This window comes from Pectobacterium nicotianae, from assembly GCF_023272715.1.
Lineage (GTDB): Bacteria > Pseudomonadota > Gammaproteobacteria > Enterobacterales > Enterobacteriaceae > Pectobacterium > Pectobacterium brasiliense.
The window spans coordinates 2,209,148-2,226,505 of the sequence record NZ_CP096821.1 but is presented as its reverse complement, the minus strand read 5'-3'; the positions used below and the strand labels follow the sequence as shown (position 1 = coordinate 2,226,505).

The window sequence follows — 17,358 nt, the reverse complement described above, 5'->3', positions numbered from 1 at the left end:
CTAGTAAGAATATATAAGTCTACTCGCTAAGTATTTCGTGAAGATTGCCGTTAATTAAATAGCATTAATCGCTTTTCTGTTAGCCCATGGATCTAAAAACATTACGTTTATGCTTGCTTATACTAAAAGGATCAATAAATGCGTAAGAATTTTCCGGTCAGTGATATTCAGTATTTATTAGATGAAAAAGCCAAGCTGATGTCGGTTACCACCACCGATAGCCATATCACTTATGCTAATGACGATTTTATTGATGCCAGTGGTTACGACTTTGAGGAAATCCTCCACCAACCTCACAATATCGTGCGCCACCCAGACATGCCCCCACAGGCGTTTGCCGACATGTGGGCCACGCTGAAGGCAGGTAAAATCTGGACGGCCGTCGTCAAAAATCGCCGCAAGAATGGCGATTACTACTGGGTAAAAGCCAGTACGACGCCACTAATGAAAGAAGGAAAAATAACAGGATATATGTCGGTACGAACCCGAGTTTCACAGGAAGAAATTCGGCAAACTGAAGCGCTTTATCATCAAATGAATGAGAATAAATTAAAGAACCGCCGACTCTTTCAGGGACTGCTGATTTATAAAGGGCCGCTAAAACTTCTTAGCTTATTTAATGTTATTCCCGTACGTTGGCGGATAAGAAGCTACATATTCTTTTTCATGCTATTCGCACTACTTTTCCTGCTATCTACGCTTCCAGTCACTACACCGCTATTAGTTTTTGTTTTGGCGCTACTCGCTGGCGCGGTAATAACCAGTGAATTATTAGTTCAACACCTGGCAAAACCACTGGAAAAGATTCTACGCCAAGCTATTAATTCCGCATCCGGGCAGGCGGATAACTCGTTTCAACTTAATCGCGTGGATGAAGTTGGTATGTTATTACGCGCCGTCAATCAATCCGGCATGAATTTCCGCACGTTTGTCGATGATGTCAACGGCAAGCTGGCCGAACTGCGCCACGCCTGTGGTGAGATTGCTTCCGGGAATTACACGCTAAGCCAGCGCTGTGAAGATACCGCACAAAGTTTGCAATCCACCGCGTCATCAATGGAAGAACTGACAGCGACGATTCAAAGCAACGCCTCGGCTTCGCAGTTGGCAACACGCTGTGCGAACGATGCCAATCAGGCCGTCGATGCGGGTGAAAAAGCGGTGAATCAGGTCACGGACACCATGGCGGTCATGACCCGTTCCAGTAAAGAGATCACCGACATCATCAGCGTGCTGGATAATCTGGCATTCCAGACCAACATTCTGGCGCTCAATGCGGCAGTAGAAGCCGCTCACGCCGGAGAACAGGGCAAGAGCTTTGCCGTGGTCGCGGGCGAAGTCCGTATTCTGGCACAGCGTAGCGCCGCTGCCGCCAAAGACATCGCGGCGATTATCGATGCCACAATCGCGAACATTCATACCAGCGATAAATTGGTCAACCACACCAGCCAGTCGATGCACAATATATTGACTCAGGTGCAGCAGGTGACGCAGCTTGTGAACCAAATCAGCCTGGCCACACAAGAGCAATCGCAAGGGCTGGGACAGATTAACTCGGCGGTGAACAACATTGATGAATTGACGCGCCAAAACACCATTTTGGCGACACATTCCAGTTCTGCGATTAACAGCCTGGAACAGCAGATCTCCACGATGTCCGAAGCTGTGTCAGTTTTCAGCACGTCTCGTTAACATCGTTCTTACGCTATTCTTGCCTCTCAATTTCAAACCGTTACTGTCAGTCAGGTAACGGTTTGTCACCGCCCGATTTTCTGATAGCTTAACCTAAGGATTTTTCGGAGAAACTATCAATGAAACTGGCAATTTACAGCACGAAGCAGTATGACCGTAAATATCTGGAACAGGTCAATCAGCAGTTTGGCTATGAGCTAGAGTTTTTTGATTTCATGCTGACATCGCGCACCGCGAAAACCGCCGCGGGCTGTCAGGCCGTCTGCATCTTTGTGAACGATGACGGTGGACGTGAAGTGTTGACAGAACTGGCTGCGTTGGGCATTAAAACGCTGGCACTGCGCTGTGCGGGCTTTAACAATGTCGATTTGGAAGCCGCTAAGGAACTGGGCATCAGCGTGGTACGCGTTCCTGCGTATTCCCCTGAGGCCGTCGCCGAACACGCCGTTGGCCTGATGCTGACGCTTAACCGCCGCATTCACCGTGCCTATCAGCGTACTCGCGACGCGAACTTCTCTCTGGAAGGATTGATTGGCTTCAATATGCACAACCGGACGGCGGGCATTATCGGCACCGGAAAAATCGGCATCGCCACCATGCGCATCCTGAAAGGCTTTGGCATGCGCCTGCTGGCCTTCGATCCCTATCCAAACCCGCAGGCCTTGGAATTAGGGGCGGAATACGTCGATCTAAAAACACTGTATGCCAATGCGGACGTCATCTCCTTGCACTGCCCACTGACGCCGGAGAATCATCATCTGCTGAATCAGGCGGCCTTTGCGCAAATGAAAAACGGCGTTATGATCGTCAATACCAGCCGTGGTGGACTGATCGATTCACAGGCCGCTATCGACGCATTGAAGCAACAGAAAATTGGCGCGCTGGGTATGGACGTTTATGAAAACGAGCGCGACCTCTTCTTTGCCGATAAATCCAACGATGTGATTCAGGACGATATTTTCCGCCGCCTATCCGCGTGCCACAACGTGCTATTTACCGGGCATCAGGCGTTCCTGACGGAAGAAGCGCTAATCAGCATTTCCCAAACCACGCTACAGAACCTGAAAGACATCAGCCAGAACGTGCCTTGCGCAAATCTGGTTACCTCTTAAGTTTTCCTGCGGCAGTGCTGACTGCCGCAACACTCACCCTGCCGGACAACTCCCATTCATCAGCGATTGCTCGCTACAGCGCTTACCGTTGGCTAACTGACAGGCTCCCACGCTCGCACCATCAAGCTGCCGGGAGATCGCCATCGTTCCACCAATCAACGTACAGTTAACGTCAACCGGCGAACTGCTTTTCAGCAACACCACGGTGCTCGTGTCATCATTTTGCGTGGCATTTTGCTGGGTAGCGGCAGTGTTCTCACTATGATTACTGCATCCTGCCAGCAGGAGCGCAGCGGCAGTACATAGCCATGGCAATAATTTCATGTTTTGGCCTCGGATCGGGTGGAGCGAAAGTTCTGACACCACGTTTGGCATCAACACTTATCGAATAGACTTTTCAGACGAAGACTATATCTATCACAAATCGCATCAGTCAACACCTGTTACCGTTGATTCATAGCCAGAGCGTCTGTAAAAAGTCGATATAAATAATAATGATGTTTTAATAAAAAAACTGAATATTGTAACCATCGTCACAATATTCAGTCTATTGACCATCAGAATAAAAATATGGTTTTTCTAATTATTTTTTCCCAGTTTCTTTGATCTTCAGTTCACCAGGGATACTGATTTCATAGGGCTTACCTGAAAAATTACTAAGTACACCTGTCGCCCACTCGCCCAATACTCCTCGATGAGTGCTTGGATTGGCGTCATAAATATCATTATACGACCGGATAACGCCTTCATACTGCCATGTTCCGTCGGATTTAACATTAAGAACCCCTTCCGTTCTCATAGTTATATTCCCGAGATATGCAGCCACAGAATAACCATCCAGCGCTGTATTACGAACGAAATCGCTTCCAATATCAAAACGACCCACATTTTTTCCATTTAATAAAGACATGATAGGCGGTATTTGTGACACATTGATATTAAAACCAACATCATTTATATTTATAGACCTTTCCACGCCATTCCCAAACAGATAATGGTCAAAAGCCTCAAATGGAGCAGTTACACCACTTAATATCTCCCCAGAGCGAGGAAGACTATCTTTCAGGTCATTAAAAAGTTCTAACCCAGTTTCTGCCAATTCAATTTCAAAATCTTCTAATATTTTATCTTCATAACCAGTTTCAATGGTGCAATCGCTTTTAGGATAAGAACAACACGTCAGAATGTATTTCTTCTCCTGTTTTTCACTTAGAAACGTTCCATCAGATTGGTCTACCTCCCCGCTGGAAATTGAAGCAACACAGGAGGAACATGAACCAGCACGACATGAAAAAGGTAAATTAACACCTTGCTTCTCAAATTCGTCTAAAATATATCTATCATCAGGAACTTCGATTTCAGCGCCCGTAGTTACATCTTTAACTTTATAAGTAGCCATTTTTATTCCTTTCATTTTTAACAGTTGAATTTATTTAGCCGCGCATGGAAATTCCTTGAGAATTTACATCTGAACCACATTTGTTTAATTAACAAAAAATTATTATCTTTATGCATTCGTGAAGGCTATGGAAACTCCTGCTCCGCCAATGACGACCGTCACAGCGAGAGATATATTACGTTTAATGTCTATTTTATTATTTTAAAGTGCCTTACTAATCAGACGGTTGCTGGTCAGCACTAAATACGACTCAGCTTGTATTACCGGATGAGTAAGCGACAGCAGAAATGAACGTCAACCTTCAATGGCAGGGCCAAGGAAACAGCGTTCAGAACGTAACGTGGTTAGTCGATGGTTTGTTGCAAATTTTTTATATTTATATCAAAACAAATAATTTCACATATAATTATTTTAATGATTAGAGATAGAGATTTTAAATATATCAATCACTGAAAAAACACATAAAATCCATTATTTTGTTTTTTGATATACTTTCACTTTATTCATATAAAGAGAATAGTGTTCTGCCTTGCCAAATAAAATTAAATAACCTAGTCTCATTTTACTGCCCTGTGAATATATTAACAGGGCAACACAGCGATATATTATCGATCAAATTAAATGAGGTGAAATGATGTCAGATCAACTTTCTGGTGGATGGACTGCTTTCCGTGATTTGAATGATGCTGATAAATCACTTTTTAAATCTACCGTACATTTACTGGGTGTGGCTTATACGCCGCTATTTGTTGCAACACAGGTGGTATCGGGCACGAACTACTCGTTCCTGACCAAAGGTACGGTAACGACACCAGAGGCACCACTAAAAATTGTCAAAATTCATATTTATAAGCCGCTGAGTGGCGATGCGCACATTACTAAAATTGAAGAAGTCCTGCCGCAATAATGCAATAAATAACGCTACAGCTAGTGGATTTAACTCACTAGCTGTAGCGTGGTTATATATCTCCTACTTCCCTGCTTTGCCAGAGCCACCTCCTGCCTTACCTGAATTTCCACCTGGAGATGAAGGAGCGTTACCTCTATTGCCACCCGATGGATTTCCAGTTGTGCTAGGCCAGTTCCCTCCCTGTTGAGGGTGACTTGACGATGCTCCTCTTGATGCACCTTTACTCATGATATCTTCCTCTCTTGTTTGAACACTCCTCTATCAGGATAGTAATAAGCGACACCGTTGCCAAAAATGGCTTCATGTCACGATTACAGCCAAACAGAAAAACGGTTTCGGGAAGCGAACATGCTGATCGCCTATTCATGCGTGCCAGCAAGGTGTCCTTATCCCAATCAAGTAGCTCCTCATAGCAATCATCGTCCCAGTTCAATGCCAAAAGCGCCTGCGATAGCCCTGCGATTTTGGTGTTCAGGTTGCGAAAGGTTTCTTACCACCACAGCTTCAATTCCCTCCGATCTTTATCGGCAGCCATTTGGTAGAAGTCTCCGGCTTTATCAAACCAGCCCTTTTCGACGTTGAAGCCCATTTTGCGGCTGGTTTCGGCGTCCAGTGCTGGGTTAGCAGAGCGGGAGTACAGCGTCTTATTCTTGCGGATGTCGGCGGAAGAGAGTATATTCTTACTTGAACCTTGATCCGGTGAACCGCGTTTGAGCAATTGAAGCTCTTGGGTCGTACTGGATTCGGGTTTAGAACCCTGATAAGAACGCTCCTCCTTGGGCAATTGAAGCCCCTGTGAATGAGGGTTATCAGGGTTTTCTTTTTTACGGCGATATAAAGCTAGTCCCGCATCTTCCATTCCTTGAACTTTCGCCATTCCACCAATCGTGCCATAAACCGAAGCGATCCGATTTATCTCGATACGTCGCTGTGCTGCACTCATATGAACCGCTGAAACAACAGGATTTCCGTTCACGTCATTTGCTTCAAGCAGCATAACAACCGCGTTATCCTGTGTAGCTGAACGGTATACAGCAAGTGGATCGTGCATGAGTTCAGGGAGATTTTCGATCACCGATAGAGGCACATCATGTTTCACCCCATTGGTTGCCTTACGCACGGTATCGCGATTAATAAACATATCAAGATTAGGCGCACCCAGCGCCCTTAACACTGGCGGTGTTCTACCTAATTTCACCGACACATCACCAGACTTCAGCGACCGCATAGCACGGTCAAGATCGGCGCGGTACTGCTCAGCCTCCTGCGGCAATGGCTTTAGCGGGTCAACATCATCTGCTTTTGAATACAGCGCATCAGTACGCGAGAAGGTGTTATCGAACTCACGGATGCCTGGCTGCTCGTTGGCATACATCGCCGTTTTCTGGAAGCGGCCAGTGATGGTACGCAAAATGTTGCGGATCTCCGCTGGCGTGATATCCATAGGGTTAAGCACGCCCGCTTTGCGCAGTGCGTTGGTCAGCAGCGTAACGAACCGATCCCAGACACCGCCCAGCTTCGTTAGCTCGGTACGCTCTGCCATATGCGCCAGAAACTCATTCGCTTGTGTTTCTAACGACTCCTGCCCGTAGGACTGTTCGACTTGTCGCCAAACATCCTGAATGGTTTTATTCTGGCTGTCCCGCGTCTGGTGTAGCACACGCATGATGCGGTCGTATTCCACATCGCCAATCACTGACGCTAAGCCATGGTGCGCAATCACTTCATGACGCAACTTGGCACGTAGTTCACGGGCGTTGGCGATGTTGTCCGCGATGACAATCACACGGCTCAGCTCTGGCTGGTAAATGGCATGAACTGTGCCGAATTCCGCAGGAATGCCGTTAGGCATCATCGCGGCGGCTTCGGCCTGCGTCTGCACCGCTTTCACTTTAATTTTGGCCGCTCCGTTAAGATGGGAGACAAACCCATCGGCGGCCAACTGTACGCGGTCGCGCAACATGCCAGTTTCAGGCTTACTACCATCACGGCTAAAGCTACCATCGTGAATGATGTTGCCGCCGCCAATATCAGCCCCAGAAACAGAAACGCCCCCAGATTTGGAGGCGTTTTTTGGTACTGGTGTATGTCCTTCAGGGGGAGCAGCCCGAGAATCGTATGGTTTCGATTGCTTGGGTGCAGGCAACCGCACCGCATAGCCACCTTCAACCTGTTCAACCGTTGCGCCGGACATTTTCCCCCAGCGAGAGGCTTTGGCCGCTTTTTCATATGGGAAGGGGCGACCGGACATTAGCTTCAGCTCACCGAGTGGCCCCTCCGTTGCACGGGATGAGCGATCTGGCTGCATCGGAATAAAGTCACGTTTAGCAATCAGATGCCTGGCAAAATCATGCTCCGCTTTTGTCACGTTATAGAGATTTCCATCATCAGAAACAATCCGGTACGACGTTTTTGCCCTTCCGTTATCAGACATTCCCTGTGCGGTTTCTGGATGCCAGCCACGCCCAACCAATCCCTGAACAGCCTCTGCCCTTGTCACTGGGCGGTCAAATTCAGAATAATGGACCATTTCTTGCAATGCTTTATCCATCTTCCCACGTTGCATGGGAGTAACACTCAGCGCATCAAGAAACTCATCAGTCGGCGCACGTTTCGCTTCCGTTTGTGCATCAACGGGTACACGAGCAACACGGTGGCGCTGATCGGGCAATGTCGCCTGATCGTTAGCACCATCACTGAATTGCAGCGTCTGCCGCTGAGTACGTGTTTCCCCTTCTGTAAACTGCGGACCAGTACCAGTCTGAATCTCATCACTAAATGGCTGCCTGACCTCTCCCGACATAGCGATGAGAGATTTTTGACCAGTCGCAGGAAGACGCGGACGGCGGGCGGCGATAATTCTTTCAGCCTGCTCCAGCGCCTCCAGTTCTTGCAACGAATAATCCTGACCGCCATGTTCAATCTGCTGGCGAATGAGTTGCTCAGCGGTAGGTGAGTCAGCTTGTTCAGCAAGCGCACGCTGCACGTCACTGTCTTCAGCAAATCCCTGAATACGCTGATCTTCCCTAAGATAGGCTGGTGTATCGCGGAATTCATCAGTACGACGCTGTGACGTACCAACGACATTTTCAGGATTGAGTAGTGAGTTATCCGCCCCCTGAGTAACAGAGATCACGGGGCCGCCATCGCGCCATCCACCCGTATAGCCAGGAGGTGGTGAATCTTCACCCATTTTCACGACGGGAATAGATGAACCATTACCTTCAGCAGACGGCTGCCCAGATACCTGCCACTCAGGCACATCGACCTGCGTAGCCTGCGGCTGGTCACTTGTAAGATCTCCTGCCGTTGGTTCGGGATTGGATTGCTGATCTGCCTGTCGCCCACGAACACCACCGATGGCACCGATGGCGCCGCCCATTCCAGCGCCGACAACCGCATTATTTGCACCGGTTTTCAACACATCTTTCATCGGGTCGATTTTTTGTCCCGCGGTGTCGATCAGCTGTTCATTCTGAACATAACGTTGTCCTGCCCCCTGAGCAAATTCGGTTGCACCTTCTGACACGGCTCCTGTCGTCATACCAGATAGCACCCCAGAAGCAGCGCCTTTACGTGTTAACAGTTTCAGCAACGTGTGATCGCCCAGTGTTGACGCAGCAATATTGACCGCCAATAAGCGGGGATCTGCGGTTACAACACTTGCCGCCTGATCAGCTACCTGAGTACGTGCCAGCTCCAGTTTTTGAGTATCAGACAAACGGGCATTGTCTGGATTGGAGTCAATTGAGCTGAATGCAGACTGAAACGTAGAGCTTTCCATCAACTCATTGAATGACAGGCTGTTGATTTGCTCACGCATATCGATACCACCCTGACCTTGCGCCGAGCCAGACATTGCCCCCACAAATGTCGTTTTGCCTGCGACCGCTGCGGCCTGATCTGCGGTTTCTTTCGCAAGCTGACGGGCTGCCTCTTCAGGCATAGACTTACTGAGCCGGTTGAACGTCGCACGCTCTGTCATTTCACGCGCAGCACCTGCGCCCAGCTTTGATACACCTCCAGCCGTTAATAGTTGAGCAATCGTTGGGACAGCATTGATTAACCAAGCATCCTTATCGAAAAGCCCTTCCCCAGCACTGACATCAGCAATACCCCCAGCCTGATCATGCTCAAATTTGACAAAATCTAGCGACGCCGCTTTCTTCGCCCCGTCGCTGTAACTATCCTTAATACGCTGGGATGCAGCACTAGCAAGATCACCCGCCCCTTCAATAATGAAATTGCCAGCACGCGATACCGGGTTTCCGGCGTTCTGACGCATAACGCCCATCATTTGGCTATCAATACCTAGCGGATTAGCACCACCTGCGGTATCTGCATTTTTTTCATCAAGTAACTGATTACCTGATTTAAATAACTGACCAACGCCAGCAACCATGTCTAACGCGCCAGCACCTGCGCCTTTAACGTAATCCCCCATTGTTGCTTCTGGTTCAACAACTGGCTTATTCCAGTTTTCAGATGAAAAGAACTGACGATCAAAATCGGATGTCTCACCCGGCTGCTGAATGTTGAGGGTTTGCCGGTTGTTATTCGTCACTTGCTGTTCGGGGCGTTGCTGTTGAGGATCGTAGACCATTACGGACTCCAAAATTTTGGCAAAAAAAAGCCCCGCGTTTTAAGGCGAGGCTTGGTATCTTTGGGAAATTTAGCGCGTTCTCATCAAAAATGACAGGCAAGAATTTTTTCTTAGGCTACGCTCTTGTTGCCGCCATTTCGCGGACTACACACATTCAAGGGCTAACTAATAATGAAGAAAGCAATTGCACTAATTTTTGTGATGTTAACTTTAGGTTCATCATTTCAGGTGATGGCGGGATCTGGCCGTTGCCAGCATGATTCTGACACCGCTGCTGACGGCTCACGCTGCGGTGGACGATCTGCTGATTCTCGCCCTGGTGGCGGTGGCTATCGTTGATAATTTTTAGGCGCATTCGTGCGCCTATTCTTACTCTTGAGGGCTCCGTGCCTGCCGCAACTGGTTAGCTACAGCGGCCTCAGCAGAGGCCTTCGCCCCTTTCGTATACTGCAAATACTTGGCCTCCAGTCGCTCAGCGCTCAATGAGGAGACTGGCACCCCCATAGCTATAGCTTTTTGAGCAAATGCGGTCTTGCCCTGATCGCCCGCCGCCCATTGCTGCAACCCACTGTCATCCTGTGCTTTCGGCTGCTGCTGAGGCTGCCCATATGAATCTCTCACCTGCTGTTCCAACTGGTCGTATTGTGAGTTAATCCCCGCCGCAGTCTGCGGATCTTGCGCCATTGGACCAGCTAGAGCCTTCACTCTCGCCTTGCCAACATCCAGCAAGTCTTTACGCAGCCCGCGAGCTTCTTCACGTACTGCCGTCTTATCTGGCGGATTCACCATGTCATTCAAGAACTTCGCCCGGCCACCATAATTTAACTGGCCGACCATCTGACTATAACCCCGAATCTCTTCCATCAGGCGAGGCAAGGCAATCGGTGCAATCGTGTCATTAGGATCTGTCGAACCAAACCGGGTCATAGGCTTATCCGCCACAGAACCATCCGTGTATGTAACTTTCAGAGTTGGAATTACCCGCTGGCCATCTTCAGTTAAGCCGATATGTCCCAGTTCTTTTGACTTAATCGTCTTACCTGTTTCTGGATCTTTATCACCTATCCCACGCTGGATATGTGTAGATAACACGTTATTCATCACGCTGATGGCCGCAGGATCGTTATAATCCATATCACCATTGAGAACTGCGGGCATGATACGGTTGATTTCCGTCACGTTCTTAATCGCTTTATCGCCGATAAATCGCTTAGGATTTAGCGGATGATCAGGTGATGCTTGCTTAAGCAATTCGGAATCGATGTTCCCTGTTTTGTCCAACTGGTCGTAGAACATTTTGATAACGGGCATTTCATCTTGAATGCGCTGTTGCCGCGTCGTCTCCGCCATCTGAAAATCAAACCGCGGCTGTGCAAGGTTGTTACTCTGCGCTTGAAGACCGTGTGACCGTTCTGCATTTTTCGCATTCAGCACGTGGGCTAACCCCCATTGCTGATCGGTAACTTTATCCCGCGACGCCTCGCGCTCAAAATTACGATTATCGCTCTCCTTACCGTAATCAAATTGCGCTTGAGCTAGCCCAAAGTTACGTTCTTCATTCTTCTGCTGCTGGTCTACCATTAACCGCCGCAGCTCTGATTCTTCCCGGCGCTGTAGCGCATTATCCATCGTGTTGAATCCAGCCAGAAAGCCGTCTGCCAGACCGCGTAAGTCAGCCATAAATCCCCCCTTAAAAAAATCGACTGGCCAGCAGGCCTATAGCCGCACCAATACCCATACCTATCGGGCCGCCCCATGTTCCCGCCGTCGCCCCAGAGGCAGCACCCGCACTCGCTCCCCCTGCCGCAGCGGCCGTCCCTGCACCAGCGGCGGCTCCCGCTCCTGCCGCTGTCCCTGCGGCGGCCGTTCCCGCACCTGCTGCTGCGCCGTATCCGGCACCGATGGCTGCTCCTGCGCCAGCGCCCATGCCAACCACCTGCATTTGCCCCTGCTTCTGCATCGACTTCAACTGATCGTTTGCCATCTCACGCTGCTGCTCCAGTTCCGCCGACTGCTGCATCCCCTGCATGCCCTGTTGGCGCGTCTGCGCAGCAATATCCAGTAATCCGTATCCCATTATGCATTGCTCCCAATATTTAAGAGTTCACGTAATCCTGTCGTGCCACCCGTTAAGATGCTCATTTGCCGATCGGTCTCAGCTTCACGAATGCCATTTTTCGAGCCTGCCGTTGCAAGCGCAGATTTCAGGCCAAGGTTGTTATCGCCTTGATTGATTTGCTGAGCCGCTCCATAGCGTGCCTGCTGATTCGCTGAGCCAACCGTTGCAGTATTCAATGCCTGCTGCTGTGTTGCGTCTGCCCGTGCCAACTGGTTGTTCATTAGTTGTCCGCTGGTTGATAAATCCATCAAACCTTGCAGTTTTGGATAGTAACGCTGTTGCCAGTCTGCGTACTGCTTACGCGTAACGTCGGCAAACGTATCCGATGCGTATCCCATCAATTACCCCTTATTTAACCAACTGCTGTGGGTCGTCCCACCGAATGGCGTATTGGAAATACCAAACACACCATTGGAGCCGGGTGCCGATGACAAGGCTGGCACTGATTGTTTTTTCGCATCAGACAAGCCGTAGGTTCGAGCTGCCGCACCGCCCACCGCACCGAGCAACGCCTGTGCACCCTGCGTTTTCGCTAATGAATTTTGTGCATCCGAGGTCGCTTTTTGCTGCGACGCTGCCGCAATCCCTTGATAGCCCTGCAACGCTTCTGCTTTTTGTCCTGCTCCCATTGCCTGAATATCCTGTAATCCAGCGACATGCTTATTTTGCTGATCGGTCTGGGAGCGATTCGTTGCGTCAATCGTGCCCGCTACCTGATCGGTCGTAACATCGTTCAGCGTTGACTGGAATTTACCGCTGCTGGGATCGACACCAGCCGATGCCAAACCATCAGCGGCTTGCCGCCTGGCCTTGCCAAACTGCTGCTGATAACCCAGGTTGACATCGCCAGCGATGTCGTCGTATTTCTGCCGATCGTTAAGTCCCTCCACTTTATCCATGAAGATATTTTCATAGGGCTTCAACTCACCCTGATAGAGATTCCACTGCTGCCGCGCCACATCCGCCGCTGCATGTTGTTGGGATGTTTCCTTGATTTCATTACTGCCTTTGCTGCCGCCCATCTTCACCTCACACCGGAATTTTGAATGTCATGAACCCTTCTTCATTGGGTAATCGCTCAAAACCTAATTTTGCAGCAACCCGAATGAAGCCTTTTCTTGCTGTATTAAATTCAACCCATCGCCCTCCGATCATGCGAGTTAACGCCTTCACCTCATCCAGATAACGCACGATGCTATCCGGCTCTGTGCTAACCGCCAGCCAGACAAATACATAAGGAATACCGTGACGTGACTTTGGCACCAGAACAATCTGCGTAGCGTCCGTACCAAAGCAAAACGCCTGCTTTTTACAGCAGGCGTTTTGGATGTTTTTTATTAAACTAGGTTCTCTGGAATCGGCGGCGACACGATTTATTTGCTTTAGAGTCATTTTTTCCGCTATTTGTACCCAAGTGATTGTTTGTAATACTGGTCATATATAGCCGTTTCTATGTAGGCATAAGTTGTAATTCGACCAGGTCTGAATTGTGGCTGAAACCCAAGCTTATCTACATCGTATAACTCTTCTTTTATACCCCATTGATATCCATCAGTTGTTCCAAAGTAATAATACCCTGCGCCTAGTATTACTTGTACTATCCACTGATCGGGTTGTTCTGTTTCTAAAACACACGGCAGCACTGCTGCTTTTACGCGAACTGGAGAAGCAGTAAATCGATTGCTTATTTTTACAGAAAGAGGTAGGCAATTCTGATGATAAAAAATCTCTCCATCCCTATAAAAATAGATTCCATACTCCGGTATTGGTGATTCTATATTTGCGAATATATATAGTCGTATCGGAACGGGTCGTGACTGAAAAACGACATGCCAAAAACCATCAATAACCTGCAAGCGATATAATGAAAATTGTTTCCTCCATGTGCTATCAGTTGCGGTACAACGATAAAAAACAGTACATTTTTTATCAGCCGGAACGTTTGTATTAATTGATTTAGGCGATGGTGTCTGTTCCTCTCTTATGTATCCGTCCAAATCTTTTACACCGAATAAAATCATTGGAGTAAACAGCGGGCTTTGTAAAACTTTTCCGTAGTTTCTGTAATACCAAACTCCAAATTTATCCATTTTTCATTACCACAATTATAGTAACTAAAACATTACTATGAGTAGCCCATGAAACCACGCCGTTGCTAACAGTTAACGTTGCTGGAGTTGCGTATTGCCCGCCTCCTGCGTAGGCGTCAGGAGAATTAACTAGCACTGCATCTATCGTATAGTCCGCGCTTTGTGGGTACGTCCGTGATCCGCTTGTGCCAGATTGAATTACATCAACAACATAATTATCAGTTAGAGAGTTTATCGCGTCGAACGCCGAACCGTTCAAGTACGAAAACACCCCCCATTCACCACTCATAATCGTTTCCCCACAACGACGGCAGGAGATCCACTTTCATCAAAAACCACAAGTCGATTATTAACAAGCCTTAATTCTCCGCCAGTGTCATTACTGATGATTTCTATCTGCCCCGACGCCGAAATACTCACTAACTGCCCGAACTTGGCATTACCCATCTGATCGACCGTAAAACCACCACTTTCAATCCGTGCCGTCTTTATATACGGAGAAACAATCTCAATCCCTGCCTTTACACTGTCTGCAATAATGGTTTGCGCAGCCAATATCTTGATCACCGCCTCTTTGGCAACCAACTCATCGATTACCACTTTGCCGTTGGATACCGCAAACGGAATCGCATAGGTTGTTTTATCGTTGGGATTATTAGGATCGAAGATAAAGAATTGATTGGCAGCCACCGCTACCTGGCTAATGGTATTACCGTTTGCATCACGACCGGCCACAATGCCGATCCCTGCTTTTACATCTCCAGCTTGTGCTTTCGTGCTCCACATTGCTTGGTATGATGCAGAGCCATTTTTATCCATTTCAGTAATAGCTTTGGCGTTTGTCTGCACCGCTGCATTATTTTCTCTCGTTGCAGCCTCTACCTTTTCAACACGTTCTGCTGATGATGAAAACTGTTCAGATACCGACTGCGATAACTCCCTTACTGCTGACGCATTGGTTTGTGATGACGTTTCAACATCGGTTACCCGCTTTGCAATCGCACTGTTTTGATTGTTAACAGACTCAGACAACGTTTTTACGTTTGAATCAACCGTGCCAATATTTTTAGTATTTGTTTCCAGCTTCTCCGTAAGATTGGCAATCAATGGTGATGTATTCAACTGCTCCTTAATCACCTCGATGATGGCCGCCGGATCGGGATGTGTTTGTGCATACGTGCCTTTTGAATCATTGAACGGCCCTGGTTCACCCAGCGCATTAACATGTCGTATCCAGTAGTACCCTTCCCAGTCTGGATCAACGGGGTCACCGTAAACTCCGGCAGCAGAGCTGGCGATCAGCACCGCATTTGCCAGATTATCTTCAGGAGAACGATAGATTTCCGTCAGCGACCGGCCGCGATAATTGGGCATGTCCCACTCAAGTAACACGTAAGCAAACCCGCCCGTCGCTTTGAAGTTCGTTGGCCTTGACGGTTTTTGGACACCACCACCTGAATTTGAGCCGCCTGAACCATTACCGGGGGTGAGCGTAACCTTTCCGCCGCCGAGTTGACGCAGGTTAGCCAGACCAAGCGTTGCTAAATCACCATACGTCACCGCACGATTACGCCCATCACCGCGCTGGCCGGTTAGCGTTTCAACGTTCTCTAAAACCGCAGTCTGATCTTTACCCGCTCTAAACTTTGCTGTCATGCTGTCATTTCCTGCATTGATGTGGCTAACGTAATTCGGTCTACCTGCACGCTACCGTAGACTTCAATCTGCCAGCGTTTACCACGAATCGGAGGCAGCTTAACTAACGACTCTCGCAGGCTGCCCGGCGGCAAATGCAACGCTGCACGACCATCGACATGCAGAATGACGCCGACGTGCGATAACGCATTACTCATTACTCGCAGGCAGGAAAAGGCCGTATTCGCCGGGGCCAGATATTGCTTCGAGCGCCAGCGCATATTCAGGTTGAAAGCGCCATCATTAAACGTGCATAGCTGCCGCCCTTTCACGATATAGAGCGTGTCACCAGTTGGATCGTTATAGGCGGTATCAAACGACATCGTGATATGACGAATATCCATGCTGGCAGGATCGAAAATAAACCCAGCCACGCCGTTATCGGTGTCATATAGCGCCAGATATTCATTTTCCACGCGCCAGGCTCGGATCGTTGTCGGATTAAAATCTTTCCGCCACTGCTTAGCCTCAACGATATTTGCCGTGGCAATCGTCGCCGCACCATCGGCGCTGATAGAAACAAGGCCATTCGGCGAGGCATACAAAGCAAATCCATCCATCGTTACCATTGAGCGGCGCGAAACGCAGGACAGCGCGATCAGGGAATGCGTTGACGTGATATTCGACGGCGTGATGCCTGAAAAAATATAGGGGATACCTTTCGTGCCAACGACCAGCGTTGTGCCTATTGGCGCGATCGCCACAACATCATCCTGCGTGGTCTGCTTGCTGCTGTCTTTCCAGGCGTAAGGCAAATAGGCTTCACTGAACATCACCTGATTACCTTTAAACCCAGCAGCAATGCCGTTAGACATCATGCACAAACCGATCATGCCATCCGGCGGCATATAATAATCGTAAGTCTCCAGTGATGCGCTAAGCTGAGCGTTTGACAGATCGTCAACAAATACGCCGACGGCAATATCCAGTTCGGCCACCAATAAGAAATCCGCTGCCTGGCTGCTGGTCGCCGATCGATAAATCCGGCGCTTGGTGATGTTGTTGTTCTGCTGTCCGGGTGGTTGCAAATTCAGTTCCACCGAACTCCCAGAATACTTTATCGTCAGCTCCACAGAGGCAGGCCCCGGCGGACCCTCTTCACCGTATGCCGTGACATAGGTTTCGGTGTAGAAGCGCGTTTCATCATCCGTTGGATCATCCTCTTCTATGTCAGCCGGCGGCGTGATTGTACCAATGACTATCGGGTTGGCAGGCACCGGTACACCAAGACGGAAAAATGCCGAGGGATAATTGCCGTTACCACCCGTCGCAATCTGCGCAGAGGTGACCTTTGGAAATTCATCGTCGGTGTAGTAAACGCGCCCATAATCATCATTGGCGACCGGACTGCGGATCGCATCAACAATCTTGTTCCAGGCAAACCAAAAATTATCCCGATAGTGGAATATCGTTTTGGGCTTGAAGGTAAAGGTCTTGCCCTGATCGATATCATCCAGCATAGGAGTGATAACGCCATGCCGAAAGTGACAGCTCTCCGCCACCGTAGCGTTGGATTCAGGCAAAAGGTGTTCAGCAACGCGTGGCATCATTCCGCGCATTGTAGTGATATCGATGGTCGCCATAATGATCCTGAGACAGAAAACAAAAAAGCCCCGCTTTTTAAGGCGAGGCTTGGTATCTTTGGGGAATTTAGCGCGTATGGTATGTTATCGCAAGAGCTAAAAAACTGTCGTTCTCTCTGGTAAGCTATTCATTTAGATGTCAACTTGAAAAATAT

At 48.7% G+C, this 17,358-nt stretch carries 15 protein-coding genes; 4 read left to right on the top strand and 11 right to left on the bottom strand.

All coding sequences use genetic code 11. The features are described 5' to 3' along the window. The first annotated feature begins 138 nt into the window (after positions 1-138). The gene (locus tag MYB54_RS10085) at positions 139-1,692 is read left to right on the top strand and encodes a methyl-accepting chemotaxis protein (protein ID WP_039467670.1); all 1,554 of its coding nucleotides are present in this window, start codon (positions 139-141) and stop codon (positions 1,690-1,692) included. Between the two features lie 119 nt (positions 1,693-1,811). Further along, the gene (locus tag MYB54_RS10080; protein WP_100016740.1) at positions 1,812-2,804 is read left to right on the top strand and encodes a 2-hydroxyacid dehydrogenase; all 993 of its coding nucleotides are present in this window, start codon (positions 1,812-1,814) and stop codon (positions 2,802-2,804) included. Positions 2,805-2,837: 33 nt separating this feature from the next. Here the strand turns inward: MYB54_RS10080 and MYB54_RS10075 are convergent, their stop codons facing one another. Then, positions 2,838-3,128, bottom strand: coding sequence for a putative hemolysin (locus MYB54_RS10075; RefSeq protein ID WP_039525560.1), 291 nt, complete (start codon positions 3,126-3,128; stop codon positions 2,838-2,840). Between the two features lie 259 nt (positions 3,129-3,387). Then, positions 3,388-4,203 (bottom strand): lipid II-degrading bacteriocin, encoded by an 816-nt coding sequence (locus MYB54_RS22130; protein ID WP_205545141.1) that lies wholly within the window; start codon positions 4,201-4,203, stop codon positions 3,388-3,390. A gap of 631 nt (positions 4,204-4,834) precedes the next feature. Between MYB54_RS22130 and MYB54_RS10060 the strand changes: the two genes are divergently transcribed. Continuing rightward, positions 4,835-5,110 (top strand): hypothetical protein, encoded by a 276-nt coding sequence (locus tag MYB54_RS10060; protein ID WP_228376619.1) that lies wholly within the window; start codon positions 4,835-4,837, stop codon positions 5,108-5,110. A gap of 493 nt (positions 5,111-5,603) precedes the next feature. Here the strand turns inward: MYB54_RS10060 and MYB54_RS10055 are convergent, their stop codons facing one another. Beyond that, positions 5,604-9,716, bottom strand: coding sequence for a MuF-C-terminal domain-containing protein (locus tag MYB54_RS10055; RefSeq protein ID WP_248721871.1), 4,113 nt, complete (start codon positions 9,714-9,716; stop codon positions 5,604-5,606). Between the two features lie 171 nt (positions 9,717-9,887). On the opposite strand from MYB54_RS10055, the gene MYB54_RS22060 reads away from it, so the two are divergent. Next, positions 9,888-10,055 carry a transmembrane anchored protein gene (locus MYB54_RS22060; protein WP_071822589.1) on the top strand — a complete coding sequence of 56 codons (168 nt, stop codon included), beginning with the start codon at positions 9,888-9,890 and terminating at the stop codon, positions 10,053-10,055. Positions 10,056-10,085: 30 nt separating this feature from the next. On the opposite strand, the gene MYB54_RS10050 is transcribed toward MYB54_RS22060, so the two are convergent. From MYB54_RS10050 to MYB54_RS10015, 8 genes are all read right to left on the bottom strand, one after another. After that, positions 10,086-11,396, bottom strand: a complete 1,311-nt coding sequence (locus MYB54_RS10050) for a hypothetical protein (RefSeq protein ID WP_248721870.1) — start codon at positions 11,394-11,396, stop codon at positions 10,086-10,088. 10 nt (positions 11,397-11,406) lie between these two features. After that, positions 11,407-11,793, bottom strand: a complete 387-nt coding sequence (locus tag MYB54_RS10045) for a hypothetical protein (protein ID WP_014915631.1) — start codon at positions 11,791-11,793, stop codon at positions 11,407-11,409. Next, positions 11,793-12,173 carry a hypothetical protein gene (locus tag MYB54_RS10040; protein ID WP_014915632.1) on the bottom strand — a complete coding sequence of 127 codons (381 nt, stop codon included), beginning with the start codon at positions 12,171-12,173 and terminating at the stop codon, positions 11,793-11,795. The genes MYB54_RS10045 and MYB54_RS10040 overlap by 1 nt, the downstream gene beginning before the upstream one ends. Positions 12,174-12,176: 3 nt before the next feature. Next, positions 12,177-12,857 carry a hypothetical protein gene (locus MYB54_RS10035; protein ID WP_248721869.1) on the bottom strand — a complete coding sequence of 227 codons (681 nt, stop codon included), beginning with the start codon at positions 12,855-12,857 and terminating at the stop codon, positions 12,177-12,179. 7 nt (positions 12,858-12,864) lie between these two features. Next, positions 12,865-13,227: a hypothetical protein gene (locus MYB54_RS10030; protein ID WP_205541945.1), complete on the bottom strand. Its 363-nt coding sequence runs from the start codon at positions 13,225-13,227 to the stop codon at positions 12,865-12,867. An 8-nt stretch (positions 13,228-13,235) separates the two neighbouring features. Then, positions 13,236-13,925, bottom strand: coding sequence for a hypothetical protein (locus tag MYB54_RS10025; protein WP_148276406.1), 690 nt, complete (start codon positions 13,923-13,925; stop codon positions 13,236-13,238). A 285-nt stretch (positions 13,926-14,210) separates the two neighbouring features. Next, positions 14,211-15,581 carry a phage tail tip fiber protein gene (locus MYB54_RS10020; RefSeq protein WP_248721868.1) on the bottom strand — a complete coding sequence of 457 codons (1,371 nt, stop codon included), beginning with the start codon at positions 15,579-15,581 and terminating at the stop codon, positions 14,211-14,213. Continuing rightward, a complete protein-coding gene (locus tag MYB54_RS10015; RefSeq protein WP_014915637.1) occupies positions 15,578-17,203 on the bottom strand; it encodes a hypothetical protein in 1,626 nt (541 codons plus the stop codon). The genes MYB54_RS10020 and MYB54_RS10015 overlap by 4 nt, the downstream gene beginning before the upstream one ends. Between the last annotated feature and the right edge of the window lie 155 nt (positions 17,204-17,358).

Excerpts from the sequence above, each read along its gene's own strand:
- MYB54_RS10085 (WP_039467670.1), top strand. The coding sequence starts at position 139 with ATGCGTAAGAATTTTCCGGTCAGTGATATTCAGTATTTATTAGATGAA.
- MYB54_RS10080 (WP_100016740.1), top strand. The coding sequence starts at position 1,812 with ATGAAACTGGCAATTTACAGCACGAAGCAGTATGACCGTAAATATCTG.
- MYB54_RS10075 (WP_039525560.1), bottom strand. The coding sequence starts at position 3,128 with ATGAAATTATTGCCATGGCTATGTACTGCCGCTGCGCTCCTGCTGGCA.
- MYB54_RS22130 (WP_205545141.1), bottom strand. The coding sequence starts at position 4,203 with ATGGCTACTTATAAAGTTAAAGATGTAACTACGGGCGCTGAAATCGAA.
- MYB54_RS10060 (WP_228376619.1), top strand. The coding sequence starts at position 4,835 with ATGATGTCAGATCAACTTTCTGGTGGATGGACTGCTTTCCGTGATTTG.
- MYB54_RS10055 (WP_248721871.1), bottom strand. The coding sequence starts at position 9,716 with ATGGTCTACGATCCTCAACAGCAACGCCCCGAACAGCAAGTGACGAAT.
- MYB54_RS22060 (WP_071822589.1), top strand. The coding sequence starts at position 9,888 with ATGAAGAAAGCAATTGCACTAATTTTTGTGATGTTAACTTTAGGTTCA.
- MYB54_RS10050 (WP_248721870.1), bottom strand. The coding sequence starts at position 11,396 with ATGGCTGACTTACGCGGTCTGGCAGACGGCTTTCTGGCTGGATTCAAC.
- MYB54_RS10045 (WP_014915631.1), bottom strand. The coding sequence starts at position 11,793 with ATGGGATACGGATTACTGGATATTGCTGCGCAGACGCGCCAACAGGGC.
- MYB54_RS10040 (WP_014915632.1), bottom strand. The coding sequence starts at position 12,173 with ATGGGATACGCATCGGATACGTTTGCCGACGTTACGCGTAAGCAGTAC.
- MYB54_RS10035 (WP_248721869.1), bottom strand. The coding sequence starts at position 12,857 with ATGGGCGGCAGCAAAGGCAGTAATGAAATCAAGGAAACATCCCAACAA.
- MYB54_RS10030 (WP_205541945.1), bottom strand. The coding sequence starts at position 13,227 with ATGACTCTAAAGCAAATAAATCGTGTCGCCGCCGATTCCAGAGAACCT.
- MYB54_RS10025 (WP_148276406.1), bottom strand. The coding sequence starts at position 13,925 with ATGGATAAATTTGGAGTTTGGTATTACAGAAACTACGGAAAAGTTTTA.
- MYB54_RS10020 (WP_248721868.1), bottom strand. The coding sequence starts at position 15,581 with ATGACAGCAAAGTTTAGAGCGGGTAAAGATCAGACTGCGGTTTTAGAG.
- MYB54_RS10015 (WP_014915637.1), bottom strand. The coding sequence starts at position 17,203 with ATGGCGACCATCGATATCACTACAATGCGCGGAATGATGCCACGCGTT.